23 protein-coding genes are annotated in these 26366 nt (G+C 40.3%); 17 read left to right on the top strand and 6 right to left on the bottom strand.

Features of this window, described 5'->3' with window-relative positions; genetic code table 11:
- Positions 1–176 precede the first annotated feature (176 nt).
- The 4 genes from ACPUEN_RS03785 (at position 177) to ACPUEN_RS03770 (ending at position 3239) form a co-directional block, all read left to right on the top strand.
- Positions 177–1196: a zinc-binding alcohol dehydrogenase family protein gene (locus ACPUEN_RS03785; RefSeq protein ID WP_425638612.1), complete on the top strand. Its 1020-nt coding sequence runs from the start codon at positions 177–179 to the stop codon at positions 1194–1196.
- A 4-nt stretch (positions 1197–1200) separates the two neighbouring features.
- The gene (locus tag ACPUEN_RS03780; RefSeq protein ID WP_425638610.1) at positions 1201–2016 is read left to right on the top strand and encodes a TIM barrel protein; all 816 of its coding nucleotides are present in this window, start codon (positions 1201–1203) and stop codon (positions 2014–2016) included.
- Positions 2017–2259: 243 nt separating this feature from the next.
- Entirely contained in the window at positions 2260–2601 is a 342-nt protein-coding gene (locus ACPUEN_RS03775) for an L-rhamnose mutarotase (protein ID WP_425638609.1), read from the top strand.
- A gap of 68 nt (positions 2602–2669) precedes the next feature.
- The gene (locus tag ACPUEN_RS03770; RefSeq protein WP_425638606.1) at positions 2670–3239 is read left to right on the top strand and encodes a DUF664 domain-containing protein; all 570 of its coding nucleotides are present in this window, start codon (positions 2670–2672) and stop codon (positions 3237–3239) included.
- Positions 3240–3294: 55 nt separating this feature from the next.
- Here the strand turns inward: ACPUEN_RS03770 and ACPUEN_RS03765 are convergent, their stop codons facing one another.
- From ACPUEN_RS03765 to ACPUEN_RS03755, 3 genes are all read right to left on the bottom strand, one after another.
- Positions 3295–4680, bottom strand: a complete 1386-nt coding sequence (locus ACPUEN_RS03765) for an arginine decarboxylase (RefSeq protein WP_111610297.1) — start codon at positions 4678–4680, stop codon at positions 3295–3297.
- A 129-nt stretch (positions 4681–4809) separates the two neighbouring features.
- Positions 4810–5232 carry a hypothetical protein gene (locus ACPUEN_RS03760; RefSeq protein ID WP_425638603.1) on the bottom strand — a complete coding sequence of 141 codons (423 nt, stop codon included), beginning with the start codon at positions 5230–5232 and terminating at the stop codon, positions 4810–4812.
- Positions 5233–5361: 129 nt separating this feature from the next.
- Positions 5362–6510 carry a methionine aminotransferase gene (locus ACPUEN_RS03755; RefSeq protein WP_425638601.1) on the bottom strand — a complete coding sequence of 383 codons (1149 nt, stop codon included), beginning with the start codon at positions 6508–6510 and terminating at the stop codon, positions 5362–5364.
- A gap of 327 nt (positions 6511–6837) precedes the next feature.
- Between ACPUEN_RS03755 and ACPUEN_RS03750 the strand changes: the two genes are divergently transcribed.
- The 8 genes from ACPUEN_RS03750 to ACPUEN_RS03715 all read left to right on the top strand — a co-directional run bounded on the left by ACPUEN_RS03750 (position 6838) and on the right by ACPUEN_RS03715 (position 13039).
- Complete coding sequence (locus ACPUEN_RS03750) at positions 6838–7788, top strand: arginase (protein WP_425638599.1); 951 nt, start codon at positions 6838–6840, stop codon at positions 7786–7788.
- Positions 7789–7824: 36 nt separating this feature from the next.
- A complete protein-coding gene (locus ACPUEN_RS03745; RefSeq protein ID WP_425638596.1) occupies positions 7825–8130 on the top strand; it encodes a GxxExxY protein in 306 nt (101 codons plus the stop codon).
- Positions 8131–8132: 2 nt separating this feature from the next.
- Positions 8133–8234: a hypothetical protein gene (locus ACPUEN_RS03740; RefSeq protein WP_425638594.1), complete on the top strand. Its 102-nt coding sequence runs from the start codon at positions 8133–8135 to the stop codon at positions 8232–8234.
- Positions 8235–8283: 49 nt separating this feature from the next.
- Entirely contained in the window at positions 8284–10074 is a 1791-nt protein-coding gene (gene argS, locus ACPUEN_RS03735; protein ID WP_425638592.1) for an arginine--tRNA ligase, read from the top strand.
- A 115-nt stretch (positions 10075–10189) separates the two neighbouring features.
- Complete coding sequence (locus tag ACPUEN_RS03730) at positions 10190–10777, top strand: glutathione peroxidase (protein WP_425638590.1); 588 nt, start codon at positions 10190–10192, stop codon at positions 10775–10777.
- Between the two features lie 19 nt (positions 10778–10796).
- The gene (locus ACPUEN_RS03725; protein ID WP_425638588.1) at positions 10797–11717 is read left to right on the top strand and encodes a 1,4-dihydroxy-2-naphthoate polyprenyltransferase; all 921 of its coding nucleotides are present in this window, start codon (positions 10797–10799) and stop codon (positions 11715–11717) included.
- 62 nt (positions 11718–11779) lie between these two features.
- Positions 11780–12631 carry a universal stress protein gene (locus tag ACPUEN_RS03720; protein ID WP_425638585.1) on the top strand — a complete coding sequence of 284 codons (852 nt, stop codon included), beginning with the start codon at positions 11780–11782 and terminating at the stop codon, positions 12629–12631.
- Between the two features lie 54 nt (positions 12632–12685).
- Positions 12686–13039 (top strand): translation initiation factor, encoded by a 354-nt coding sequence (locus tag ACPUEN_RS03715; RefSeq protein ID WP_425638583.1) that lies wholly within the window; start codon positions 12686–12688, stop codon positions 13037–13039.
- A gap of 11 nt (positions 13040–13050) precedes the next feature.
- On the opposite strand, the gene ACPUEN_RS03710 is transcribed toward ACPUEN_RS03715, so the two are convergent.
- Genes ACPUEN_RS03710 through ACPUEN_RS03700 form a run of 3 tightly spaced genes read right to left on the bottom strand, consistent with a single transcriptional unit; the run spans position 13051 to position 19851 of the window.
- Entirely contained in the window at positions 13051–13935 is an 885-nt protein-coding gene (locus ACPUEN_RS03710; RefSeq protein WP_425638581.1) for a transglutaminase family protein, read from the bottom strand.
- The gene (locus ACPUEN_RS03705) at positions 13932–16469 is read right to left on the bottom strand and encodes a circularly permuted type 2 ATP-grasp protein (protein ID WP_425638580.1); all 2538 of its coding nucleotides are present in this window, start codon (positions 16467–16469) and stop codon (positions 13932–13934) included. The genes ACPUEN_RS03710 and ACPUEN_RS03705 overlap by 4 nt, the downstream gene beginning before the upstream one ends.
- 40 nt (positions 16470–16509) lie before the next feature.
- The gene (locus ACPUEN_RS03700; protein ID WP_425638578.1) at positions 16510–19851 is read right to left on the bottom strand and encodes a DUF2126 domain-containing protein; all 3342 of its coding nucleotides are present in this window, start codon (positions 19849–19851) and stop codon (positions 16510–16512) included.
- A 248-nt stretch (positions 19852–20099) separates the two neighbouring features.
- Between ACPUEN_RS03700 and ACPUEN_RS03695 the strand changes: the two genes are divergently transcribed.
- From ACPUEN_RS03695 to ACPUEN_RS03675, 5 genes are all read left to right on the top strand, one after another.
- Complete coding sequence (locus ACPUEN_RS03695) at positions 20100–20774, top strand: ROK family protein (RefSeq protein ID WP_425638576.1); 675 nt, start codon at positions 20100–20102, stop codon at positions 20772–20774.
- A gap of 69 nt (positions 20775–20843) precedes the next feature.
- Complete coding sequence (locus ACPUEN_RS03690; RefSeq protein ID WP_425638574.1) at positions 20844–22121, top strand: serine hydrolase domain-containing protein; 1278 nt, start codon at positions 20844–20846, stop codon at positions 22119–22121.
- Positions 22122–22356: 235 nt separating this feature from the next.
- A complete protein-coding gene (gene mnmA, locus ACPUEN_RS03685; protein WP_425638573.1) occupies positions 22357–23571 on the top strand; it encodes a tRNA 2-thiouridine(34) synthase MnmA in 1215 nt (404 codons plus the stop codon).
- Positions 23572–23783: 212 nt separating this feature from the next.
- Positions 23784–24491 (top strand): pseudouridine synthase, encoded by a 708-nt coding sequence (locus ACPUEN_RS03680; protein ID WP_425638572.1) that lies wholly within the window; start codon positions 23784–23786, stop codon positions 24489–24491.
- A 143-nt stretch (positions 24492–24634) separates the two neighbouring features.
- Positions 24635–26110, top strand: coding sequence for a M28 family peptidase (locus tag ACPUEN_RS03675; RefSeq protein ID WP_425638570.1), 1476 nt, complete (start codon positions 24635–24637; stop codon positions 26108–26110).
- The last annotated feature ends 256 nt before the right edge of the window (positions 26111–26366 follow it).

The following is a 26366-nucleotide window of genomic DNA, read 5'->3' as shown; positions in this document are numbered from 1 at the left end:
CGACTTCGCTCAGGGCGACGTCATACTCCGTTCAGCATTACAATCTAGTCAGAATGAGCGAAGTCGAAGTCCAATTTGATTTAGTGAAGCCCTAAGACCTTGTCAGACTGAGCGAAGTCGAAGTCAACACAAAATAAATTTGGAAGTAAAATATTCAACAAAATAACTCAAACCTTATGAAAGCATTAGTCCTAACAGATATCGGCAAAACAGAACTCCGGGAAGTAGAAAAACCTAGTCCAAAAGCTGGTGAAGTTCTCCTCAAAGTTGGCATGGTTGGCTTTTGCGGTGGTGATCTGAATAGCTATCGAGGACTTTTTCCCCTGCAAGAATATCCAAATATTCTCGGGCATGAGGTTGGAGGAACTATCGAGGAGCTGGGAACTGACGTTCCTGAGTCCGTCAAAGTTGGGATGAAAGTGACGGTATATCCTTACTTGAATTGCGGGAAATGTATCGCCTGCAGAAAAGGAGCACGTAATGCCTGCAAGGAAAATAAGACTATGGGAGTTCGTCGACCTGGAGCTATGTGCCGATATATTACTTTGCCTTGGCAGGATATTTTTCCATCGGAAAAATTATCTCTTCGCGAGCTAGCTTTGGCAGAGCCACTTACCGTTGGTTTTCACTCTGTAAACCGTGCAAAGGTAAGTGCTGAAGATCGCGTAGCAGTAATTGGATGTGGAATCGTAGGATTAGGTGCTGTGGCATCAGCAGTTAATAAAGGAGCGGAAGTGATCGCAATTGATTTGGACGATGCAAAGCTTGAAATCGCTAAGATGATTGGAGTAAAACACACCATCAATCCTAAGAAGGTGGATCTTCATCAGGCACTTCAAGATATGACTACCAATGATGGCCCTGACGTGATCATAGAAGCTGTTGGAAGTCCTATCACCTACCGCCAGGCTGTAGAAGAAGTGGCTTTTACCGGGCGAGTTGTGTGCATAGGCTACGCAAAAGCACCTGTAGAATTCAACACTTCGCTCTTCGTACAAAAGGAAATTGAAATCCTCGGTTCTAGAAATTGCACCACCGAATTTCCGGAGGTAATTGACTATTTGGGGCAAGGAAAATTCCCGGTAGATGAGGTCATCAGTAAAGTGGTGAGCATTGATGAATCAGAGCAAGCTCTCGCGGATTGGTCTAAAGATCAAGAGGGTATAATTAAAATAATGATAGATTTTGACAAATAAGAAAATGATAAAATCCTGCGTAACGATAGCTCTAGTACCTCAAATCAAAACTGGACCTTGGATATTTTGGGAGGATCTGGAAACTGGAATGGCAAAAGCATCAAAGCTCGGCTTTGATGCAATTGAGCTTTTCACAGCTTCTCCAGATGCAATCGAAATTCCAAAACTAAAAGAACTTCTAAAAAAATATAACTTAGAACTTGCAGCTGTGGGAACCGGTGCTGGGAAGGTCATTCATGGCTTGACGCTTACCGATCCTAATTCAGAAATCAGAAAAAAAGCCATTTCCTTTATCAAAGATATGATGGACTTTGGGGCTGCTTTCGATGCACCGGCAATTATAGGTTCTATGCAAGGAAATATACTTCCAGGAAATGGGCGAGAAGAAACCATGTCTTGGCTAGCTAAAGCATTAAATCAACTTGGAAAGCATGCCGAATCAAAAGGTGTTTCTCTAATCTACGAGCCATTAAATCGCTACGAAACCAACCTGCTCAATACTATTGAAGCTGGGTCAAAATTCTTGGATACGCTGGAAACCAAGTCTGTAAAGCTTTTAGCTGACCTATTTCATATGAATATTGAAGAAGGCAATTTGGAAGAAAGTATTTTGAATTGGGGAAAATACATAGGGCACATTCACTTTGCGGATAGCAATAGAAGGCCGATGGGCTTTGGACATACATCCATGAAGAAAATTGCTGAATCTATCAAAACTATTGGCTACAGCGGTTTTGTTTCTGCAGAAGCTTTCCCCTTCCCAAGTCCTGATGAAGCGGCTGAGCAGACGATTGGGGAGTTTAGGAAATGGTTTCGGTGATTTGAGATTTGAGATTTGAGATTTTTGAACCTCCATCGTAAAGCCCAAAACGCATTGAAAATGAGGTACCCCACCCCCCCTTTTACAAGTATTTCTTATTCCACGCAGCTTTCAATTCCAAGGAGGACTTGCTTCTGTCTAGACTCTTGGCTCTAATCTCTAAAATCTTATGTCTAATGTCTTAAGTCTAATATCTTAAATCTATATTTTGATACTTACATCTAGCAACTTGATACTAAAAAAATGAAACGTTTCGCACTTACTCTTGACCTCATTGATGATGAGGAATCCATCAAAGAATACGAGCAGCATCATTCTCCTGGAGCTGCTTGGCCAGAAGTAACCCAGCACGACAAAGATGCTGGAATTCTGAATATTGAAATCTTTCGTACGGGTAACCGCATGTTTATGCTGCTGGAAACAGTAGATGAATTTGACTTTTCGACAAAAGCCAAATTCGATCAGACCAATCCTAAGATTGCGGAATGGGAAGCTTTAATGTGGAAATATCAGCAGCCAATTCCCTGGGCAAAGCCTGGAGAAAAATGGGTTCTGATGGAGAGAATCTTCAAGTCTGGAGAGTAATTAACAATTATTGACTACTAACTCTGTATTTTAATTCTCATTTTCCCTATTCACAAACTTTTAGTAAAATGAAAATACAACTCCAATCGCTTGTAATTCTAACCTTACTCTTGGTCAATTGTACTGTTAGCTTTGGACAGAATACAATGAACTCTCCTAAAGGGTACGATCATGATATAGGCACAATGGTCTCCATGCTTGAAAACTTGAGGACTAGAATCATCTACAGTACAACAGATCTCAATCAAGAGCAGACTGACTTCTTATTGGACGACAAAGCCAATCGTATTGGTGCTATGATAATGCATTTGGCAGCTACAGAGGTCTATTACCAAGCTTTCACTTTTGAAAAAAGAAGCTTTAACGAGGAGGAAAAAGCGAAATGGGAAACTGCGTTGAATCTTGGGGATGAAGCAAGAGCTGAATATGTTGGAAAACCGATTCAGTACTACTTGGACACTTGGGCACAAGTCCGCCAAAAAACTTTGGAAATGCTAAAAGATAAAGACGATGAGTGGTTTGCAAAATTAGCAAAAGGTGGGCAAGCAGATAATCACTGGGCATGGTTTCATGTGATGGAGCACCAGGCAAATCACATGGGCCAGATCAATATGCTCAGAAGCAGATTGCCAGAGTAAGTGAAAATATCCTCAGAAAAAAACGGCTGTTAAAATTTTAACAGCCGTTTTTGTTTTAATATCCTAGAGTCTTTAACATACTTTCTTCCGTCTGATCTTCTGCGAAAAGTCTGTGGGTCACATTTCCATCTTTATCTCGATCGATCAGCACATGCTTTGGAGCAGGGATCAGACAATGCTGAATTCCGCCGTATCCACCTAGCGATTCCTGATAAGCACCCGTATGGAAAAAGCCCAAATACTGAACTGTCTTCTCAGGTTTTGGGAGGTAAATATTGTATTGGTGAGCCTCAGAGTTATAATAATCCATGCTATCACAGGTAAGTCCACCAAGATTGATATTATGATATTCTGCATCCCAATTATTGACAGCTAGCATAATATACTTCTGATTCAACCCCCAGCTATCTGGCAATTGCGTGATAAAGGACCCGTCGATCATATACCAAAGCTCTTTGTCATTTTGAAGCTTTTCTTCCAAAACTGAATAAAGCACAGCCCCACTCTCTCCGACGGTATAGCTTCCAAACTCCGTGAAAATATTTGGCTCGTCCGTATTGTTTTTGCCACACATCCACTTGATATTCTTCACGATTTGCTCAGCCATATACTGGTAGTCATAATCGAAAAAGACATTGGTCTTAATCGGCCATCCGCCACCAATATCCATCGAGTCCAACGTAGGAGAGATCTTTTTCAAATCCACGTATTTCTGAATAAATCGCGTCAATTCAGACCAATAATAAGCCGTATCTCTAATCCCGGAATTGATAAAGAAATGCAACATTTTCAGGCTTACATTCGGATTATCCTTGATTTTATCTTCATACAGCTTGATGATGTCATTGTATCTCACACCAAGTCTAGATGTGTAGAAACCAAACTTTGGCTCCTCGTCTGCAGCGATTCTTATTCCAACTTGGAAAGGAACTTTAACATGCTCCAAATAATAGTCGATTTCCGTGATGTTATCCAAAATCGGCACACAGTTCACAAAACCGTCGTTAAGCAATTCGGTGATGTATTTCTTGTACAGCTCACGTTTGAAGCCATTACAGACTATAAAAGTCTTCTTGGTGATCTTTCCTTTCGCATAGAGACTTCGAACCAATGGAATATCAAAAGTCGATGAAGTCTCAATATGAATGTCATTTTTTAGCGCTTCGTTGAGCACAAAACTGAAGTGAGATGACTTGGTGCAATAACAATAAGTGTATTTACCCTTGTAATCATGCTGCTCCATCGCATTCTTAAAATACGTCTTTGCGTTCTGAATACTCTCGGAGATTTTAGGTAAATAGGTAAGTTTAAGCGGAGTACCATAGGTTTCTATAATCTCCATCATGTTCACTCCATTGAAATGCAGTTCATTGTTTTCTACCTCAAATTCCTTGGTAGGAAAGTCAAATGTCTGCTCAATCAGATCTTTGTAAGTATTCATTAGCAAAAATAATTGGTGTTAAAGCCCTGCAAAAATTGCTTTTTATTAGGGGAATTCAAATGAAAAAGGGACAAATCCCTTCGGACTGTCCCAATATTAGTTAATAGTAATGATATGTTAATTATTCATTCAATCCATCATTGCATGCTGAAGTAAAAACTGCTCAGACCTGAATCGGTTTCTATTGATAATTACCTCCTTGAGTACTTTCTTGAACTTTACTTCCTTTTGCAGAAGTAAAACCAATTCCGAAAAGAACTGCGATACTGCTACGTGATTGGCTTCAGGATAATAAAAAAAAGCTGTTTTTTCCTCTGAAGAAAATCTCAAATTCAAACTTTTTGGCTTCCCCGACTCGCTAAGGCCTTTGAAAAGTGGGAAGAGGATTTCAAAGGGAGACTCAAACCTGCAAATACCCTGCATCATCAAACCTGATTTTTGACTAAAAATCTTCACGATTTCCTGTTGATTTACTGAAATGCTGGAAATACCGTTGGAAAAGCTAATCAATTGCTCTTCTGGAATTGGGCTAGTTTGTGGTAATGCGCTCATTGTTGCAAGTTTAAAGTTCTATTACGCTTCAAATGTAAAAGGGTTTTTCTTATTATCCTACATTCCCTATAATTTTTATAGGGTTTATAAAAACTCTTGATCGAGTATGGGATATTTCAGCTAGAAAGATTAGAATTTTATGTTCTGTAATTTGTCCAAAGCTATAAGAAGGTCTTTATTTTCCTTTGCGAAGCAAAAACGAAGAATTTTATGGTCCTTCTTATCTGAAAAAAACACTGATATAGGAATGCTAGCTACACCAATTTCTTTGGTTAACCTAACTGCTAAATCGTAGTCATATTCCTGAGAAAGATGGCCATACGATACCATTTGAAAAAAGCTTCCTTGAGCCGGAGTAAATTTAAAGGAGGTTTCCTTCAATCCTTCACAGAATAAATCCCGTTTTTCTTGATAAAAATCAGGCAAGGTCAAATACCGTGATGGCTCAGCCAAAAAATCTGCTAAAGCATATTGTAGAGGAGTTGCTGTACTAAAGGTCAAAAACTGGTGGACTTTTCTAAATTCATCTGTGAGTTGCGGCGGGGCCAAACAGTAGCCGATTTTCCACCCAGTCACATGAAAAGTCTTGCCAAAAGAACCGCAAACAAATGTTCTTTCCCTCAAAAGCGAATTAGTCAAAAGCGATAAGTGTTTTCTTCCATCAAAAGTGATGTGCTCATAAACCTCGTCACTTACGACATATATATCTTTATCCTGAATCAATTCAGCAAGTGTATCAAGATCTTTGGTTGTCCATACATAGCCACTTGGATTGTGAGGAGTATTGACCATAATCAACCTAGTCCTATCCGTGATTGCTGATTTTACCCTATTCCAATTCACTGAAAAATCTGGCATTTCCAACGGTACAAAGACAGGTTTCCCCCCATTCAACTCTACAGCTGGAGCATAAGAATCATACGCAGGATCAAATAAAATGACCTCATCCCCAAGCTTCACCACTGCAGACACTGCAGCATAAAGAGCCTCAGTCGCTCCAGAAACAACAGTTACCTCAGTTTCTGAATCCAGTTCAACTCCGTAAACCAACTTAGTTTTTTCAGCTATTCTATCACGAAAAATAGGGATCCCGCTCATAGGAGCGTACTGATTATGTCCTGCCTTCATGTATTTGGTCACCAAATCCAACAATTCATGGTCACAATCAAATCCAGGAAATCCTTGGGAAAGGTTAATTGCTCCACAATCAGAAGCAAGCTTGGACATTACAGTAAAAATCGTCGTCCCTACATTGGGCAGTTTGGATGAAATAGGCATAGGTCAAAACTATTGATTTTGAGTTAGTATTTTTTGAGTAATTTCATTTCCCGCAGATTTGCGCAGAAAAATAGCGCTGACTTACGCGGATTTTTTCGATAAAAAGTTCTTACCTATCTGACTAATAGATCTGCGGGAATCTGCGAACCTTATCAGCGAGAATCTGCGGGAAAAAAGCGGAGAATTATATAAAACCACCTACCATAATTTTCAAACTTGACCACTGTCTATTGTCAATTGAACTTTGAATAGTGATCATTTAAAGGCATTTTTAACTACTTTTGACTCGCTTTAGCCAACCCAAAATAACTTTAACTACTGCTAAAAATGCGTGATATAACCCTAGTAGAAGTACGATCAGAGATTGCCGCAGGAACCCGCGGAGCCAGTTTGGGGATTGATGCTTTGAAAATTGCCAGCCTGGACAAGAAGTCTGATTTTTTCACACAGTTTGATCCGATCAACGTTCCTGATGCGAATAATTACTTGTGGAAGGGAAACAATTTCCCTTATGCTAAATACATCGATGGCGTTTATCAGGTATTGAAAAATGTCTATTCCACCATCGAGTCACTAAGGATGGAAAAGAAATTCCCTATCGTTTTGGCTGGAGATCATAGTACTGCGGCAGGAACGATCATGGGTATAAAAGCCGCAGATCCTGATAAGCGTTTAGGGGTTATTTGGATCGATGCGCATGCTGATTTACACACGCCTTTCACGACTCCTTCTGGAAATATGCATGGAATGCCATTGGCGATGGTGGCACAGCTGGATAACATGGATTGTCAAGTGAATGAACCATCTGAAGAGACTTTGGCATTTTGGAAACGTATAAAAACCATAGGTGGAGAATCTCCTAAAATAAATCCCAGTGATATTGTTTTCATCACAGTTCGTGATACTGAAGCACCGGAAGATCATTTGATCAAAAACTACGGCATCAAAAACTTCAGTACTCAGGAAGTTCGATCGAAGGGAATTGATCAAATCGCTGCTGAAGCACTGGAAACCTTGAAAGGATGCGATCAAATCTATATTTCCTTTGACGTGGACAGCTTAGACAGCTCAATTTCTGTGGGAACTGGAACTCCAGTTCCAGATGGACTGACTGTACAAGAGGCTATAGAATTGAATGTAAAATTGATTCAGGATAAGCGTGTCTGTTGCTGGGAAATAGTAGAAGTGAATCCTACGCTAGACTCTGAGAATGTGATGGCCGAAAACGCTTTTGAAGTCCTCGAAGCGACTACGAAAAGTTTGGTAGATAATTTTTGAATAATATAGCCACAAAGAGCACAAGGTGACACTAAGATGGAGCTGAAGAAAGATCTCAATGAAGACGAATTATCAAACATCTTATTAGGTGCGGCAATTGATGTTCATACTCAACTTGATCCAGGCTTACTTGAAAATGTTTACAAAAAAGTTTTAGCAATAAAACTACAAAACTTAGGTTTGCATGTAGAAGTGGAAAAGACAATGCCAATTATGATTGATGGAGTTTCAATTGACCTGGGTTATAAAATCGACTTACTAGTTGAAGAAAAACTGGTCATTGAATTAAAATCAGTTAAGGGAATTCCGATGTACATGTTGCCCAGGCAATTAATTATTTAAAAATGGGTAAATATAAATTAGGTCTAATCATAAACTTTAATGTTTCAAAATTAAGATACGGTATCAAAAGAGTAATCAACACTAAAGGTCCAAGATCTTTTTAATTTTACCCTTTGCGAAGCTTCGTGCTCTTTGTGGCTCAGATAAAAAAACATGAACATACAAGAATCAATACATAACGGCATTCAGCTTGCCTTTCAGAATATTTTCAACCACGACTTGCCTTTGGAGCAGATCAGCCTCGCTCCTACGCGGAAGGAATTTGAAGGAACTTATACCTTCGTAGTTTTCCCTTACCTGAAAGTATCCAAAGCAACTCCTGAAGCAACAGCCAATCTGATCGGTGACTATCTGAAAGAAAACGTGGCGGAAGTTGCCGGTTTCAATGTGGTGAAAGGCTTCCTGAATCTGGAACTCAACAACATGATTTGGGTGGATGTTTTCCAAAAGCTTTTTGCTAATGAAAACATAGGCCAACTCCCTGCAAATGGTCAAAAAGTAATGGTGGAATACTCTTCCCCGAACACCAATAAACCGCTTCACCTGGGTCACCTAAGAAATAACTTTTTGGGCTTTTCTGTAGCATACATTCTGGAGGCAAATGGGTACGAAGTCATCAAAGCCAATTTGGTAAATGACCGCGGAATTCATATTTGTAAGTCCATGGTGGCCTATCAGCATTTTGGTAAGGGAGAAACGCCTGAATCCTCTGGATTGAAGGGCGATCACTTGGCAGGAAAGTATTATGTGATCTTTGACCAGAAGTACAAAGAACAAATCGCTGAACTCACGGAGAAAGGACAATCCGAAGATGAAGCAAAAAAGAATGCACCGCTCTTCTTAGAAGCACAGGATATGCTTCGCAAATGGGAAGCAAATGATCAGGAAGTTGTTTCGCTTTGGAAGCAAATGAATACCTGGGTATATGCAGGTTTCGAAAAGACTTACCAACGGATGGGGGTTAGCTTTGACAAGTATTATTACGAGTCAGACACCTACCTTTTAGGAAAGGACATAGTAATTGAAGGCTTGGAAAAAGGCGTATTTTTCAAAAAGGAGAATGGCTCAGTATGGGTGGACTTAACTGATGAAGGACTGGACGAAAAGCTGGTTCTCCGTGGAGACGGAACTTCTGTTTACATCACCCAAGATATGGGAACGGCTGATCTGAAATATGATGATTTTGGAATTAGCAAGTCTGTATATGTTGTTGGTAATGAGCAGGATTACCACTTTGATGTATTGTTTAAGATCATGCGAAAATTAGGCAGACCATACGGCGAAGGTTTGTATCATTTGTCCTATGGAATGGTAGATCTGCCAACAGGCAAAATGAAGTCCCGCGAGGGAACTGTGGTAGATGCCGACGACCTGATGCAGGAAATGGTCGATACAGCCGCACAGCACACAAAGGAGTTAGGTAAAATCGATGGCTTCAATGAGGCTCAAGCCACTGAACTTTATGAAACACTTGGAATGGGAGCTTTGAAATACTTCTTGCTGAAAGTCGATCCTAAGAAACGCATGCTTTTCAACCCTCAGGAGTCTATAGAATTTCAAGGAAATACTGGTCCTTTTATTCAGTATTCACATGCTCGAATAGCATCTATCCTAAGAAAGGCCGAACAAATTGGTGTTGATTACAAACAAGCGGACTTCTCTTTAGTTAGTAAAATTGAAGATTCAGAATCGAGCTTAATTTATCTGCTTAATGATTTTGAAAAGAAAATTTCCCAAGCTGGGTTGGATTATTCTCCAGCAATTTTAGCACAATACCTTTTCGATTTAGCTAAAGAATACAATAGATTCTATGCAGATCTGCCTATATTTCTTGAAAATGACTCATCAATTCTTGCTTTCCGAGTAGCACTCTCAGGTCATACTGCAAAGACACTGAAAAAAGGAATGCAGTTGCTTGGAATCACTGTACCTGACCGAATGTAATTATGAAATCAAACATGACTCCAAAGTCACAAATTTATTCGGTTTTAGACCATGCGAGATTCCATAGCCAGCCCCGAATATTCGGGGTGACCCTAAAAAATCAAAATATACCCACATGAAAAATTTATTATTCCTAGGCTGTTTTTTATTGCTAATGAGTGCCTACTCTATCAGCAAAACTCATGTTTTAAAAGCTAAAAACACCTCTATAACCAAAGAAACTATGGCACCATCATTTTATGAATTCACCATGAAAGACTTGAATGGAGATGTCGTTGATTTTAGCAACTTCAAAGGAAAGAAAGTGATGGTAGTCAATGTCGCTTCTAAATGTGGCTACACACCTCAATACGAAGAATTACAGAAACTTTATGCCAAGCATAGTGACAAAATCGTCATTTTAGGCTTTCCTGCAAACAATTTTGGAGGTCAAGAACCAGGGTCCAACGAGGAAATTAAATCTTTCTGCTCTGAGAATTATGGCGTTACATTCCCCATGTTTGAGAAAGTTTCAGTGAAAGGATTCGATAAACATCCAATTTACAGATGGCTAACAGACGCAAATTTAAATGGCTGGAACAACGAAGAGCCAAGCTGGAATTTCTGCAAGTACATCCTAAATGAAAAAGGCGAACTTATCAACTATTTTCCTTCCAAAGTATCACCATTGGATCAGGAAATTCTAGATCTAATCAACGCTTAATAAGAAGATTTCGGACTGAGTGAAACAAGCCATTCAAACAAAAAAAGAAGCCTGGCTCCATGCGGTCAGGCTTCGTACATTACCACTAGCCCTAGCTAGCATCTTTGCAGGTTCATTTTTGGCAGTATATAAGCAAGTTTTCCGCTGGGAGATCTTATTACTAGCTTCATTGACCACCATATTTTTGCAAATACTCTCAAATCTTTCCAATGACTATGGAGACACCATTCATGGGGCTGACCATCAAGAACGTCAGGGCCCTATGCGTGCGGTCCAATCTGGTTTAATTTCTTTACCTGAAATGAAAAAGGCAATGTATCTTTTTGGGATATTAGCCTTAGCATCAGGTTTACTTTTACTCTATTTTGCGATTCAGGATTGGGTACTTTTCGGGATATTCTTAGGATTAGGTTTGGTCGCTATTTGGGCGGCTATTTCATATACTTCAGGAAATAATCCATACGGCTATGCAGGATTTGGAGACATTTCGGTGTTTATATTCTTTGGATTGCTGGGTGTTTTTGGCACCTTTTTCCTCCATAGTTTGGATTGGGACAACTCCATAATTTGGATAGGAATCGCATTGGGACTTTTCAGCACAGCTGTCCTGAACATAAATAATATCCGGGATATAGAATCAGACACTACAGCAGGAAAAAAATCTATTCCCGTGAGAATAGGTAGAAAAGCTGCCAATATTTACAATTGGATTTTGATTTTGGGGGGTAACTATTGCTTGTTGGTATTTGCCTTTATCACCAAAGAATGGACTTCTTTATTGGCATTGGCACTTTTCCCACTAATGATCCGCATTGGTATTAATGTGCAAAAAGGTAAAGATTCGCAGTCGATTGATCCCAACTTGAAAAAAATGGCACTCAGCACCTTGGTTTGGGTGATATTATTCGGAATTGGTTTAGTTTTTTTAGGAAAAAGGTAAACAAAGTCCTTTTCTATTCTTTTAAATAAAGGTAATTTGGGGTTAACCAATTTAACTTGACCATGACTAAAATACTCGTCCCTTTCGATTTCTCAGAACAAGCCCAGAATGCGCTTGATTTCTCGACTGCCATAGCCAGCAAATTCGATAGTGTAGAAATTTCTATTTTAAATGTAGTAGAAGTCCCTTCCGGATCTGGCATGGGTACAATGGGTGGAGGGGAAATGATGCCTGAAATGGAAAATCAGATTTTTTTCATAGAGCTGATAAATCGGCGCAAAGAGCAGTTCAAAGAGTTGGAGCAAAAATATAAAGAGAGCAGCTTTTCATTTTCCACTAAAATCGTTTTAGGAAATGCTTTTAAAAATATTTCCTCGTCTATCATTGAAGAAGATCCAGACTTGGTCATCATGGGGTCAAAAGGAAGTAGTGGGCTTGAGGAAATATTGATTGGAAGCAATACGGAAAAAGTGGTGAGAACAGCCCACTGTCCGGTGGTTACTGTCAAAGCTGCTACTGATCCAACTAAATTTAAGAAGATCGTATTTGCAAGTGACTTCAAAGAAAATCAAGATGAGCTGGCAGCTCGGCTAAAAACCCTTCAAAAATGGTTTGATGCAAATCTTTATCTTGTGGTTATCAATACTCCTGGGAATTTTGAAACGACTCGAAGATCAGCATCACGAATCAAGATGTTCGTAAATAAATATGAAATCAGACATGCTGTTGCAGAGATTTACAATTCAAATTCCGAGGAAGAAGGAATTGTGGAGTTTGCGGAAGATATAGATGCAGATCTGATTGCAATGGCTACTCACGGTCGTACCGGCCTTATTCATTTATTTACAGGATCTATCGCAGAAGATGTGGTAAATCACGCCAAGCGACCAGTATGGACATTTAAAGTAAAATAAAACAAGAATTAATTAAAGAATACCTACTCTTCGGGGTGGGTATTTTCATTTGATATGGCGAAAAAAAATAACGATTGGAAAAAGCGAGATGGAGTTGTTTATTCAACTAGCGATGATTTTGAGTTTCAAACTGAGGATGCAGGAAGTGAAGAAACACTTGCCCCAAATCAACAGAATTTGAAAGTATTACTTGATAAAAAAGCCCGCGCAGGCAAGAAAGTCACTCTCATAGAAGGGTTCTTAGGAAGTGATGACGACTTGAAAGAGTTGGGAAAAATGCTGAAAAACAAATGTGGCGTCGGCGGTTCAGCTAAAGACGGAGAAATCCTCATTCAGGGAGATCATCGGGATAAAGTAGTTCAAGTGCTTCAGTCAGCAGGATACAAGGCAAAGAAGTCAGGAGGATAATCCTCCTTAGATTACTCCACCTCTTCCAAATTCCTCACATCCACACTCACCTTCATCTCCTGTTTACTTCCACTATAGACAATTCCTTTGAGAGGTGTGACATCTGCAAAATCACGACCTACAGCCACTCGGATATGCTTATCATTTACCAATAGATTATTAGTAGCATCAAACTCTACCCAGTTATGTCCAGGAATATATACGGCAATCCAAGCATGCGAAGCATCTGCTCCTATCATTTTCGGCTTGCCTGGAGGCGGTAAAGTCTCAAGATAGCCGCTGACATAGCGTGCGGACAAACCTAGCACTCTTAAGCACGCTAAGGAAAAATGGGCAAAATCCTGACAAACCCCTTTTTTGTGCTTGAACACTTTCTCCAGTGGCGTACTGATATCAGAGAATCCAGGTGTAAAAGCAAAGTCATTGAATATTCGTGTATTCAAGTCTAGCATTGCTTCCATGATCGGCCGTCCCGGAGTAAAAGATTCTAAAGCATAGTCACCTATCCCATCTATGAAATTCACATGCTTTGACTCCAAGTAATATTGTCGAACATCTGTCGAGGTCTTTGTGGTATGAAGCAACGCGACCACTTTTTCCCAAGGCATTGTTTCATCCGGCTTGACCGAAACCCAAGATGGAGAAGAGAGCTCAACAACACTTTTAGAGGTCACGGTGAGATTCTTGTGTGATCTTTCCACAGAAAAATAAAGGTACTTATTTCCGAAAAAATCAACCCGCTCAATCTCGGTACTTGGCTTTGGACTGATCTCGCAAAGGTATTCTTCAACATTCTGAAAAGGAAGATCTGGCGGAATCTGGAACATCAAATTGTGACAGAGCACCGCAGGAAAATCGTAAATATAATTTGTGATATGTGTGACCTTATACCTCATATCTCAGGAATAACAGAAGATTGAATCATACTATACCTGGTATCTGTATGACTAAAGTATTTCTCATAAATAGAATCGGAAGTTTCATGCAATAGGCCAATGATCTCATCCAGAAGCACACGCAACTCTACAAATTCTTGGGTTACTACATTTGGAATAGAAATTTCGTCTATATCGCACAATCTGATTTTAGTGATAGCCTGAAGCAGTTTCTTACGCTCTATGCTAAATAGCTCCTTTTCATCTTGATTTGGCAGTGTACTCAAATGATTATCAATTTCTAATAACTGGAAAATCAAGGACCTTGGGTTGTCTTCATGCAGAATCAACAAGCTCAACACCCCATGCATTTCCAAATTAGATCGGTATCGATAGCGATACGTCACCAAACTTTCATTGCAGCGCAAAGTATCCTCCATCAGCTCTTTATTTGATTCAGAATCAAAAGATTTGGTCAGCATTCCCTTAAGGATCAAACAGTTGTTTGATGCCGATTCTATAAATCTTCCAATGTTCAATAAGTGCCAAGTCGGTTCACGGGTCATATTATCAATATTCAACCCGTAAAAGGCCATCAACTTCACCACCATATTATCTAAGCTTTGATAAGCTTGCATCAGGGTGGTATCTGCATTTCGCATTTTGGCGAGTTCTTCAGAAATGCTATCCAGAATCCTCCATGTATCCAAGCTCAATCTGTCCCGTACGGAATATGCATTCGTAAGAAAAGACTGAATTGAATAGGCCAAACTCCCCATCTTTTTCACATCATGAACTAAAGATAAAAGCTGAACCTCTGGATTTTTGAGATTCTTTTTTACCGTAAAGCCAGGTAATGTCCCGGTCATTACGGTGAGTGTTTGCAGCAAAGTGCTAAGTACTGGATTATCATGAACATGAATATCTTCATCCGCTTCATTGTAAGAAAGAAGCGTCATTCTCATCAAACGTACAGAATATGCAGCGCGCTCCAAATACCTACCAAGCCAAAATAACCGCTCGCCAGTACGACTTGGGAGGACATTTCGAACCAAAGGCTGAATTTTAATTGCCTTAGCGACTGGCGTTGCAACTTCTTTTCCTTTACCTAAAACCCAAGTATCCTTGCTAATTCCGCCTGTTTGATTTGAAACTAAAAATGCCCCCTTCTCTGGAGAGCTTCTGGACAACCCTCCAGGCATTACTTTATAGTTTTTATTTTCAGTGTCTGCGACTACATAACTTCGAAAAACAGCATTTCTAGCAACCAGCTTATTATTTATCCAAGATGGCGTAGTAGAAAAATCAACCATTTCCTGCCCAACATACATGTATGGACTGCGTCTGATTTCCCGCTTTAACTTTTCTATTTCCTCCTTGCTGAGGTTGCCACCAAAAACAGATTTCTTGTGTGTGCCTCTATAGATATTTCGAATTACCAAGGATTCTATATGCTCAAAGACATATTTCATCTCGGTTGGTTGCCCGCACCACCATGTAGCTACAGAAGGTAAAATCAAGTCTTCACCTAATAGATGTTTACTGATTTTCGGTAAGAATGCCATTAAGCCTGGGTTCTCTAACACCCTACACCCCAATGGATTAATGACTAATACTTTGCGTTGCCTTACAGCTTCCATTAGCCCGACAACTCCCAGATGGGAGTTGCTTTTATATTCCAAAGGATCACAAAAAACATCGTCAACACGGCGGATAATTACATCAACTTTCTCGAGTCCCTTGATCGTTTTTAGCCATACATAGCCATCACTTACTGTAAGGTCTTCACCAAAAGCCAGCGTAAATCCCATAAAAGAGGATATGTAGGCATGTTCGAAAAATGTTTCATTCGTCGGACCAGGTGACAGTAACACCACCCGTGGGTTTTCCTTGTTATTTGTAAGGTTTGTAAGTGTGTTTTTGAATGTTTGGTAATAAGATGTGATTTTTCTCGCATGATTTTCACGGATCAAATCCGGGAAAACCCGCGTCATTGCAGCTCTATTCTCAAAAGTATATCCCGCACCTGAAGGAGCATCGGTGCGATCATGAAGCACCCACATCTTTCCATTGGGGCCTCTCGCCAAATCGGATGAATACTGTATGAGCTGTTGCTCTCCGCCTAGCTTTATGTGGTGCGCTTGCCTGAGGAATCCCCCATGATTATATATTAACTCAAATGGAATCTTTCCCTCTTTGATCAATGTCTGATCCCCATACAAATCACCTAAAATCAGGTTAAGTAACTCTGTACGTTGAAGTAAGCCTTTCTCTATTCCCTCCCATTCCTCGCTGCTGAAAACCATCGGAACTGGGTCCAATATCCAAGGTCTGTTCATCCCATTTGGATCACCGTAAACATTGTATGTTACGCCATTTTCACGGAGTTGACGACCAACTTCCTCGTGGAATTGCCCCATACGACCCGAGCCTATTTGCTCATAGTATTTGGCTATTCTTTCCCAATGTGGATGTATTTTACCTTGGTCGGTGGCCATTTCATCCAGAAACGGCTCATTATTGAACATTTTGTCAATAAGATAAGACTCAATCATGCCTCAAAAATGAACTTATTAACCCTGAAATAATATAAAATCATCGTTTTTTATATCGCCTTAAATCCATCGTATAAGGGAATTCTGGATTGACAATTTCAGGTGAAGGATCATAGGTTGTTTTCAAATCGAGTTTAGTGATATATCTGCCAGACTTCTGATCATCCTGAACAGTCAAAGGTGCATCTGGAGATGGATTAATCGTATGACCAAAGTCAAAAAACCTAGATATTCTCCTCGACTCAGCTTCATTGCTATTGATAGGGAAATTATCATAACTCCTGCCTCCCGGGTGCACTACATGGTATTGGCAGGCAGCAATAGATTTCTTAGTCCAGGTATCATACAAATCTATCACTAGAGGTGTATCAATTCCAATGGTAGGATGCAAGGCAGAATATGGTTGCCAAGCTCTATATCGAATTCCTGCTACGAATTCTCCTTGAACTCCTGTATTTTTCAAAGGAATTCTATGACCATTGCATAGCAAGTGATAGCGGGATTCAGTCAATCCTGAGATTTTCACCTGAAGTCGCTCTAAAGAAGAATCTACATATCGAGCTGTTCCCGAGCTAGACATTTCCTCTCCTAACACATGCCAAGGTTCAATGGCCATTTTCAAGTCCACATGGATATCATCCACTTGAAGCTCTCCAATAAATGGAAAACGGAATGAAAAGAATGGGTCAAACCAGGACAAATCAAAGTCATAGCCTGCTCCTTTCAAGTCATTTACCACTTCTAGCATATCTTTTTCGCAGTAGTGAGGAAGTAAAAACTTATCGTGAAGAGAAGTGCCCCATCGCACCAATTTATGATCATACGGCTCTCTCCAAAACCAGCTCATCAGCGCCCGAATCAGTAAAAGTTGCACCATACTCATTCTGTAATGAGGTGGCATATCAAAGCCTCGGAATTCCAAAATCCCTAAGCGTCCGCTACTGGAGTCCGGTGAATACAGTTTGTCAATACAAAACTCAGCTCTATGAGTGTTACCAGTAATATCTACAAGTAAATTCCTAAAAACCCGATCTACCATCCAAAATGGAATCTCATTCTCTTTTCCATTTGGAACCTGCTGAAAAGCTAGCTCCAATTCATAAAGCATGTCGTCTCTACCCTCATCCACTCGCGGAGCCTGACTTGTCGGTCCTATAAATTGTGTGGAAAACAAGTAAGACAGGGCTGGATGATGTTGCCAATAAGTAATAAAACTTTTTAATACATCTGGTCTTCTCAACAACGGACTGTTTTCTGGAGATGAGCCACCAAGTGTAATATGGTTTCCCCCACCTGTACCGGTATGCTTTCCATCTACATTGAATTTCTCAGAGATCAAACGGGATTCACGGGCCTTTTCGTAAAGCACCGCATAATTATGAGTTACCTCCTTCCAGCTTTTCGCTGGCTGCACGTTTACCTCAATCACTCCAGGGTCTGGAGTTATCATCATCTTTTCTATTCGCTTATCTGACGGCGGATCATAACCTTCAATGAGGATTGGCACTTTGAGTTTTTGTGCAGTTCGCTCCACCGCACGCACTAAATCCAAATAGTGCTCAATGAAAGAGACTGGTGGGAAAAACACAAAGAGTTTCCCCTCACGAATTTCCACTACCAACGATGTCTTGAAAATTCGCTTGGAATTAATTGGATTTCGTTTGACACGCTTCGCTTTTTTACCAGAAGAAAGCGCTTGCACTTCTGCGAATAAGTCATTCTCAGGCTTGAGAGGCTCGTCCTCTGGAGGCGTAAACTCAATAGAGTCCAATGGCAATCGCAAGCCTGCGGGAGAATTCCCAGGAACCAAATACAAATCCTTATTACGGAACTTCCAACGACAACTTTGCCACATTTCTTTTTCATATTCCCATTCCAAAGGAACCGAATACCCAACGGGTTTACCAAGTCCTTTTTTGAGGAGCTTCGCAAGCTTTTGACGCTCTAAGGAAGATTTTAGATTGTATTTCGCAGGATTGATATTGACAGGGACTTTTCCTTCCTGCCAAATGAAATAAAATGGATCTTCATAAAGTGGTGTCACATTTAACGGATCAACACTTATTTCCTTGACCAGCGTATTCATAAAACTTTTAGCTTTCTTACTGGTAAGTTTATAATCAACAGAAAGATCAGCCATTAAGGCATCATTATGCCACATTGGTTCTCCATCTTTTCTCCAGAAACACGCTAATTTCCATCTAGGTAAAGGCTCTCCAGGATACCATTTGCCCTGACCATATTGCATCAAAGCGCCAGTTCCAAATTCACCTTTGAGTTTATGAAAAAGAATATTAGATAGACTGCGCTTGTGTTCTCCATCAGCGTCAGTATTCCATTCAGGAGCATCCTGATTATCGACAGAAACAAAAGTTGGTTCCCCTCCCATTGTTAACCGCACATCATTTGCGTCCAAATCTTCATCTACTCTATCTCCAACTGCCAATATTTTCTCCCATTGTTCCTCAGAGTATGGCTTGGTCACTCGAGGAGTCTCTTCAATTCTAGTTACTTCATTTTTGAAGAAAAACTCCGTCTCAGCAGGTTCTGACATCCCGGTGATTGGTGCTGCATCCTGCGGGCTTGGCGTACAGGCAAGTGGAATATGTCCCTCTCCTGCAAATAAACCGGAGGTGGAATCCAATCCTATCCAACCAGCTCCTGGTACGTAAACTTCTGTCCAAGCATGTAAATCAGTAAAATCCTCCTCTGGACCAGATGGGCCGTCAAGAGATTTCTCGTCTGATTTCAATTGTACCAAATAGCCAGAGGCAAATCTAGAAGCTAAGCCAACATGTCGTAAAACCAGAACCATCAGCCAAGCAAAGTCTCTACAAGAACCAGATCCTAATGTTAGTGTTTCTTCACAAGATTGAACACCTGGCTCCATTCTTAAATTATAACGGAGCTCCTGATTAATCATAGAATTTATCGCAACTAGATAATCCACTGTGACAATATCTTTAGTAATTAAAGCTTTCGCCTTTTCTACTAATTTCATCAGAAGTGGATCTGACTCTTTGATCTCCAAATAAGGTCCTAGCTGTCTTTTTACATTTTCATCATACTCAAAAGGGAAATTTCCTGCGTAATCCTCCACAAAAAAATCAAAGGGATTGATCACCACCATATCAGCTATCACTTCCACGTCAATTTCAAAAAACTTGACTTTCTCAGGAAAAACTACTCTGGCCAAATAATTACCAAATGGGTCTTGCTGCCAATTGATAAAATGATTTTCCGGCTTAATATTCAGTGAATATCCCTTAATATGAGTTCGTGAATGAGGTGCAGGCCGCAGCCTAATTACTTGTGGACTCAGGGTAATGTGACGATCGTACTCGTACTTTGTATAGTGCCGGATGGCAACTTTGATAGACATAGGCTAGGTTGAAAATTTTACTTCAAAAAGATCAAATCATTTAATATTTACAAACGATTTAGATTATCTGGGCTGCTCGTAATACTTGTAATTTAAAGTAAGAAAAGGGAGATTTCTGCATTTGGCACTAGAAAAATCATATAAAGGAGAAATTACTTTTGTATTAACTCCCTACTATTTTTTCTCAAAATTGAGAATTGAATCAATTTCTTCTTCTGTAAGTAAACATTTCTATTTAGTTTCAATGGATGGAAAAAAAGAAAAAGAAAATCCTCGTAATCGACATAGGGGGTTCAAATGTAAAAATCCTGGCTACAGGTGCTGAAGAAAGAATTAAAATCCCATCTGGGGCTGATTTCAAGCCTGAAGAGATGGTCGAATTAGTCAAAGAAAATGCCGCTCAATGGGACTATGACATGATTACCATGGGTTTCCCAGGTATGGTCAAAGAAAACAGAATTGTTTCCGAGCCTGTAAACCTTGGCGAAGGATGGAATAAATTTGATTTTCATGCAGCTTTCAATTGCCCAGTTAAAATAATAAATGACGCTGCTATGCAGGCACTTGGTGGATATGAGGGTAAAAAATTGCTTTTTCTTGGTTTAGGAACTGGACTTGGAACAGCTATGGTAATCCACAATGTCATTGTTCCACTAGAAGGCGGACACCTACCTTTTAAGAAAAAGACTTTTGAAGAATATGTGAATAAGGAGTATCTGACCAAAAGCGGATCAAAGAGATGGGAGAAAAACGTACAGAAAACTGTTGAGATCTTCCGTGCCACTTTCCAGCCTGATGACATTCTACTCGGTGGTGGAAACTCGAAATTACTTTCGGAAATACCTGAAGGTTGCAGATTAGGCACAAATCAAAATGCTTTCACAGGCGGATTCAAGTTCTGGGAAGAGGATTTTAAGCTCTAAATCCTACTTTACCAGCCTCTTCATTTTTCGTAGACTTCAATTCACCCTAGTTCCCAATAACCTATACCTATGAAACACCTATTCCTTTATGCCTTTGCCATCCTTATTTTTTCAAGTTGTGAAAAAAGGCAGGCAGAAGACAACACTGAAACACTACTGGTAAATGAGCAAGTCCGGGCAAGAATTGACTCTACTCTTTCAAGCTTTGTAGAAAGCGGAAATCTTGCAGGAGTCTCAGCATTGATTTATGAAAAGGATCGGGAAGTCTATTACAATGCTTTTGGCTATGCTGATCTGGAAAATCAAGTGAAGATGGATAGAAATACCATCGTGCAGATCTACTCAATGACTAAACCGATCACAGGCACGGCACTTATGACGCTTTATGAAGATGGGAAATTCCAGCTGGATGATCCACTTTCAAAATATGCACCTGAGTTTGCAGACATGAAAGTCTATGATGGTATAGATGAAAATGGAGATATCCAACTCGTTGATGCGGACAGACCAGTTACTATTCGAGATATAACCCGGCATACCGCTGGCTTTCCAAACAGAGCTGATATTCCTGGCTTAAGTGATATTCTAGCGGAAAAAGACCCTAGAAGCTATGATTTTGATTTGACAGAAATGGCAAAAAGAATTGGAGAAATTCCGCTTTGGTTTCAGCCTGGCACCCAATGGGAATACGGACAATCCGTTGACGTTCAAGCTTTTTTAGTAGAGAGAATCTCTGGAGTTCCTTACAAGCAATATGTACAAGAACATGTACTCGATCCACTTAAAATGACGGATACAAGGTATTTTGTCCCAGAAAGTGAAAGAGCAAGAATGTCTGCTTCCTACCGAAGAACAGGAGAAGGTCAACTCGAGCAAATGCCAAATGAGGAAGCACACCGGTTCAATATCAACGAGTGGCCATTGACTCCGGGTGGATTTGGATTTACTTCGACTTTGGACGATTACATGACTTTTGCAAGAATGCTGGTTCAGAAAGGGGAATTTGATGGCGTACGTGTTTTAAAACCTGAGACAGTTGAACTAATGAGTACCAATCAACTTCCTGACTCGGTGGCGGAGAGGTCTTGGCTACCTAGTAAAGGGAATGTTGGATTTGGGATTGATTTCGCAGTTCGAGTAGCTCCTCCAGCAAGTGCTGAAGAAATGAATGGAATAGTGGGTGAGTTCTTTTGGGATGGAGCTGCCAGTACACTTTTCTGGGTGGATCCGGTCAATGAAATTACAGCCGTTCTCTTTGTTCAGCTTTTCCCATACGACCAGATTAAGCTTCACAAGAAGTTCAAAGATGCGGTTTATGGAAAATATCAGCCTACCGCCTCTAATTAAAATCAGCTAAGCCACCGTTCATGTCATCAGGATCGAAATAAAATCTTTGCTCATTAGATTTCTCTTGCCGTCGTTCGTGTCATCACGAACGACTTTTTTATTTGAGTACTTTAAACAAATTACACAACAATAGATTTCCCTTAACTTTGTCCCAATCAGAACCATTTTCTAATTAAATGTTGTTCTGCCCTCATTGTAACCTAATGGACCTTGAATCCATTACTTATTACAGCGTATGAAAGAAAGACCAAGAGTAGTTGTCGGCCTCTCCGGAGGGGTCGATAGTTCCGTCGCCGCTCACCTACTCATCGAGCAAGGCTACGAAGTCATCGGGATGTTCATGAAGAACTGGCACGATGAATCAGTTACAATTTCTAACGAATGCCCATGGATGGAAGACTCCACCGATGCGATGCTGGTGGCAGAAAAACTGGGTATTCCATTTCAAGCCATAGATCTCAGTGAAGAATATAAGGATAGAATCGTGGATTACATGTTTGCGGAGTACAAAGCAGGCAGAACTCCAAATCCGGATATCCTTTGCAATAGAGAGATCAAATTCGATATTTTCCTGAAAGCTGCTGAAAAGCTAAAAGCTGATTTTGTGGCTACGGGTCATTATTGCCAGAAAGGCGAAACCATGGGTGAAGATGGTAAAACAGCCTATCAATTGCTTGCAGGAGCCGATCCAAATAAAGATCAAAGCTATTTCTTGTGTCAATTGAATCAGGGTCAGTTGGCAAAAGCTCTCTTTCCTATTGGGCATATGCAAAAGCCAGATGTTCGTACAAAAGCCAAGGAAATGGATCTGATCACTGCGGATAAAAAGGACAGCCAAGGTCTTTGCTTTATCGGGAAAGTACGATTGCCTGATTTTCTTCAGCAGCAATTGAAACCTAAAAAAGGCCAGATTATTCAAATTCCTGAAGAACTAGCCATTTACCAGAATAAGCAAGTACCAGCAGGAATTGCTCCAGAAGACTATGATCAGGAGACTTTGGATGCTATTTCTCTGCCAACGCACTACACTCAGAATCAAGGAAAAGTATTGGGAGAGCATAATGGCGCGCATTACTTCACGGTAGGTCAGCGAAAAGGCCTTCATGTTGGAGGAACTGGAAAACCACTATTTGTGATCTCAACGGACACTCAAGAAAATGTGATTTACACAGGTTTGGGAGAGACTCATCCTGGTTTGCTGCGCGATGGATTATTTGTCAAAAACGAAGATATCCATTGGATTCGAGAAGATTTGAAACTTAACATCGGTGAAACTAGAAGATACGAAGCTCGTATCCGCTATCGCCAGCCACTTAGTGGAGCTACGTTGATCCAGAAAGAAAATGGCCTGTACGTCATATTCGATCAGCCTCAAAAAGGTGTTGCTTCAGGTCAATTCGTCGCTTGGTACGACGGAGAAGAAAGTATAGGATCTGGGACGATATTTTAGGATTTACGATTTATCCGGCTTTTAGCGCAAGTCTCTGCCTTGTGCAGATAATGCTGCAGTCTTCAGACTGCTTATTTTATATCTAAAATGACAAATCCCCCTCCCCCCTTTGTAAAGGAGTAGTAGCCAAACCTGAACCTCAATAATTACTTACAGATAGTTCTTCACTTCTCATTATTTTAAATTCTTCATTCATCATTTCAAATTCCCCCGTGTTAGAAATCCTTTTCGAAGACGAATACCTTATTGCGATCAATAAACCTTCAGGTTTGCTGGTTCACCGAACTTCCATAGCAGCAGAGGAGACGGTCTTTGCATTACAGATGCTCCGTGATCAGATTGGTCAGCATGTCTATCCAGTGCACCGTTTGGACAGGCCGACGAGTGGGGTTTTGCTGTTTTCCAAAAATGAACAAGTCCTCCCCCTACTCAAAGAGCAGTTTGCGGATCGATCTGTAAAGAAAACTTACCTGGCAACAGTGCGTGGTATCCCTGCTATCAAATCAGATTTGATTGATCATCCATTGACAAGCGAACGCTCTAACAAACTGCAGGAAGCTCAAACACATTATAGAGTAATAGCTGAGTCAGAAATCCCTTTTGACACGACTGGAAGATATCCTACCAGTCGCTACAGCATACTGGAATTGAAACCTGAAACTGGAAGAACGCATCAACTCCGTCGTCATCTTGCCCATTTGCGTCATTATATCTTAGGGGACAAAAAACATGGGGATAATAAGCAGAACCAGTTTTTCGAAAAGCAGTTCGGCATGGAGAACTTACTTTTGCATGCAAGAAAACTAGAATTCAAACACCCTATTTCTCTAGAGACTATCACAGTTACAGCTTCACTTCCCCTTCATTTCCAAAAAACCATTTCTGACCTAGGTTGGCCAGAACTGGATTTAGAAGGATAGAAACCATCTTTTACGTAATTTCAATTAATTTAGATTATACATTATATAAGCCCCATGAAATCGAGCAATGATCAGCAATACTCGGAGAATTACCCTCGATATGAGAGATTCCATGTGGCCTTAAAAAATCAAATTATAAACACATGAAAAAATCACTTTTAGGTCTCACCCTTTTGCTCTCAGTTACTTTTGTGGCAGAAGCGCAAAAGAAGAAAATCGATAAAAAATTTAATGAGAGAGCTGCAATTGCAGACCTCACCTACTTAGCCTCAGATGAATTGAAAGGTAGAGATCCTGCTGCTCCAGAAATGTCGATGGCCTACGATTACATTTCAATGCAACTGCAAGATGCAGGGGCAAAACCAATTCCTGGAGCGGATGGATATTTTCAAAACGTTCCTTTCCGCCTTTCTTCCCCACCTTCCAAAGGTGAATTTACCATTGGCGACTCTACTTATAGTCAAGGTGTTAATCTCTTGGTATTAGATGGACAAGCACTTTCTGGAACTTTCGAATTGGTGGATGTAGGATTTGGAACACCTGCCGATTTTGAAGGCAAGGATCTAACTGGCAAAATCGCTGTAAGTAGTGTAGGCGCACCCGATAGAATGGGACCTGCAGATTTGTTCTCACTAGGGTCTGAGAAAACAGCCAATGCCAAAAAACAAGGCGCAGTAGCTTTAATCGAGCGATTTAACATTCCTTCAATTCCTTGGGAGTTAGTGGCCAATTACCTGAATCGCGCTCAAATGACGATTGATAACGGAGACGAAAGCCCACTTCCATACATGTGGGTAAAAGATCTTTCGAATGTACTTCCTAAAGAGATCGCTACAGGCAAAGCTAAATCTGCCAAACTTGAGGTAGAAGGAAAAAACAATACTCCAGTTGATGGTAAAAATGTGGTTGCATGGATTGAAGGAACTGACAAAAACTTGAAGAATGAGTTTGTTATGCTTTCGGCACATTATGATCACGTGGGTATAGGAACACCAGATGCAGAAGGTGATTCTATTTATAATGGAACCCGTGACAATGCTATCGGAACGGTGGCCGTGATGAATGCCGCTAAGTTCTTTGCTAAAAACCCTCCAAAGAGATCAGTACTTTTGGCACTTTGGACTGCTGAGGAAAAAGGATTACTGGGAAGTAGATATTTTGCTGAAAATCCATTGATACCCTTGAACCAGTTAATCTATAACCTGAATATTGACGGTGCAGGATATAATGACACTTCTGTAATTACAGTAATCGGTCTTGGAAGAACCACAGCCGATGATCTAGTATCAGAAGCAGTTGCAGAATTTGGATTGAAAGCAATAGCGGATCCTGCTCCGGAGCAAGGTCTTTACGACAGGTCTGACAATGTAAACTTCGCTAAAGAAGGCATCCCTGCTCCTACTTTCAGCCTTGGATTCACGGCTTTCGATGATGAAATCAATAAATACTATCACAAAGCTGGGGATGAAGTTGATTCAGTTGATTTGGACTATGCGACACTTTACTGGAAATCATATATCCTAGCTGCGCAGAAAATAGCTAATTCTGAAATTCAACCAATGTGGGTTGCTGGTGATAAGTATGAAGAAGCGGGGAAAAAGCTTTACGGGGATAAGTAAGTAGTTTGTCTTATAAGTCAAAATTTTTGCAAAAAAGTGAGAGTGAGAGGTGGTAAGTTCTGATGAATTCAATTTACTACCTCTTTTTATGGATTATAGACTGTTTTACGGATCGTGCCGTCGGCACTCAGAAAAATCTCCGATTAATTTAGAACCCAGAATGTTATTCTGGGCTGATACAGATTGTGCCTTCAGCACAAGACGAAACCCAAATCTTTATAGCATTTTTTGAATTAATGTGTGACTCATTTTGATT

It is taken from the genome of Algoriphagus yeomjeoni, from assembly GCF_049821175.1.
Lineage (GTDB): Bacteria > Bacteroidota > Bacteroidia > Cytophagales > Cyclobacteriaceae > Algoriphagus > Algoriphagus yeomjeoni_A.
Note: the sequence above shows the minus strand (reverse complement) of the source record. Positions and strands in the feature narration are given on the sequence as shown.

Excerpts from the sequence above, each read along its gene's own strand:
- mnmA (WP_425638573.1), top strand. The coding sequence starts at position 22,357 with ATGAAAGAAAGACCAAGAGTAGTTGTCGGCCTCTCCGGAGGGGTCGAT.
- ACPUEN_RS03720 (WP_425638585.1), top strand. The coding sequence starts at position 11,780 with ATGACTAAAATACTCGTCCCTTTCGATTTCTCAGAACAAGCCCAGAAT.
- ACPUEN_RS03695 (WP_425638576.1), top strand. The coding sequence starts at position 20,100 with ATGGAAAAAAAGAAAAAGAAAATCCTCGTAATCGACATAGGGGGTTCA.
- argS (WP_425638592.1), top strand. The coding sequence starts at position 8,284 with ATGAACATACAAGAATCAATACATAACGGCATTCAGCTTGCCTTTCAG.
- ACPUEN_RS03760 (WP_425638603.1), bottom strand. The coding sequence starts at position 5,232 with ATGAGCGCATTACCACAAACTAGCCCAATTCCAGAAGAGCAATTGATT.
- ACPUEN_RS03780 (WP_425638610.1), top strand. The coding sequence starts at position 1,201 with ATGATAAAATCCTGCGTAACGATAGCTCTAGTACCTCAAATCAAAACT.
- ACPUEN_RS03690 (WP_425638574.1), top strand. The coding sequence starts at position 20,844 with ATGAAACACCTATTCCTTTATGCCTTTGCCATCCTTATTTTTTCAAGT.
- ACPUEN_RS03775 (WP_425638609.1), top strand. The coding sequence starts at position 2,260 with ATGAAACGTTTCGCACTTACTCTTGACCTCATTGATGATGAGGAATCC.
- ACPUEN_RS03750 (WP_425638599.1), top strand. The coding sequence starts at position 6,838 with ATGCGTGATATAACCCTAGTAGAAGTACGATCAGAGATTGCCGCAGGA.
- ACPUEN_RS03745 (WP_425638596.1), top strand. The coding sequence starts at position 7,825 with ATGGAGCTGAAGAAAGATCTCAATGAAGACGAATTATCAAACATCTTA.
- ACPUEN_RS03785 (WP_425638612.1), top strand. The coding sequence starts at position 177 with ATGAAAGCATTAGTCCTAACAGATATCGGCAAAACAGAACTCCGGGAA.
- ACPUEN_RS03700 (WP_425638578.1), bottom strand. The coding sequence starts at position 19,851 with ATGTCTATCAAAGTTGCCATCCGGCACTATACAAAGTACGAGTACGAT.
- ACPUEN_RS03740 (WP_425638594.1), top strand. The coding sequence starts at position 8,133 with ATGGGTAAATATAAATTAGGTCTAATCATAAACTTTAATGTTTCAAAA.
- ACPUEN_RS03705 (WP_425638580.1), bottom strand. The coding sequence starts at position 16,469 with ATGATTGAGTCTTATCTTATTGACAAAATGTTCAATAATGAGCCGTTT.
- ACPUEN_RS03765 (WP_111610297.1), bottom strand. The coding sequence starts at position 4,680 with ATGAATACTTACAAAGATCTGATTGAGCAGACATTTGACTTTCCTACC.
- ACPUEN_RS03770 (WP_425638606.1), top strand. The coding sequence starts at position 2,670 with ATGAAAATACAACTCCAATCGCTTGTAATTCTAACCTTACTCTTGGTC.
- ACPUEN_RS03730 (WP_425638590.1), top strand. The coding sequence starts at position 10,190 with ATGAAAAATTTATTATTCCTAGGCTGTTTTTTATTGCTAATGAGTGCC.
- ACPUEN_RS03715 (WP_425638583.1), top strand. The coding sequence starts at position 12,686 with ATGGCGAAAAAAAATAACGATTGGAAAAAGCGAGATGGAGTTGTTTAT.
- ACPUEN_RS03710 (WP_425638581.1), bottom strand. The coding sequence starts at position 13,935 with ATGAGGTATAAGGTCACACATATCACAAATTATATTTACGATTTTCCT.
- ACPUEN_RS03675 (WP_425638570.1), top strand. The coding sequence starts at position 24,635 with ATGAAAAAATCACTTTTAGGTCTCACCCTTTTGCTCTCAGTTACTTTT.
- ACPUEN_RS03755 (WP_425638601.1), bottom strand. The coding sequence starts at position 6,510 with ATGCCTATTTCATCCAAACTGCCCAATGTAGGGACGACGATTTTTACT.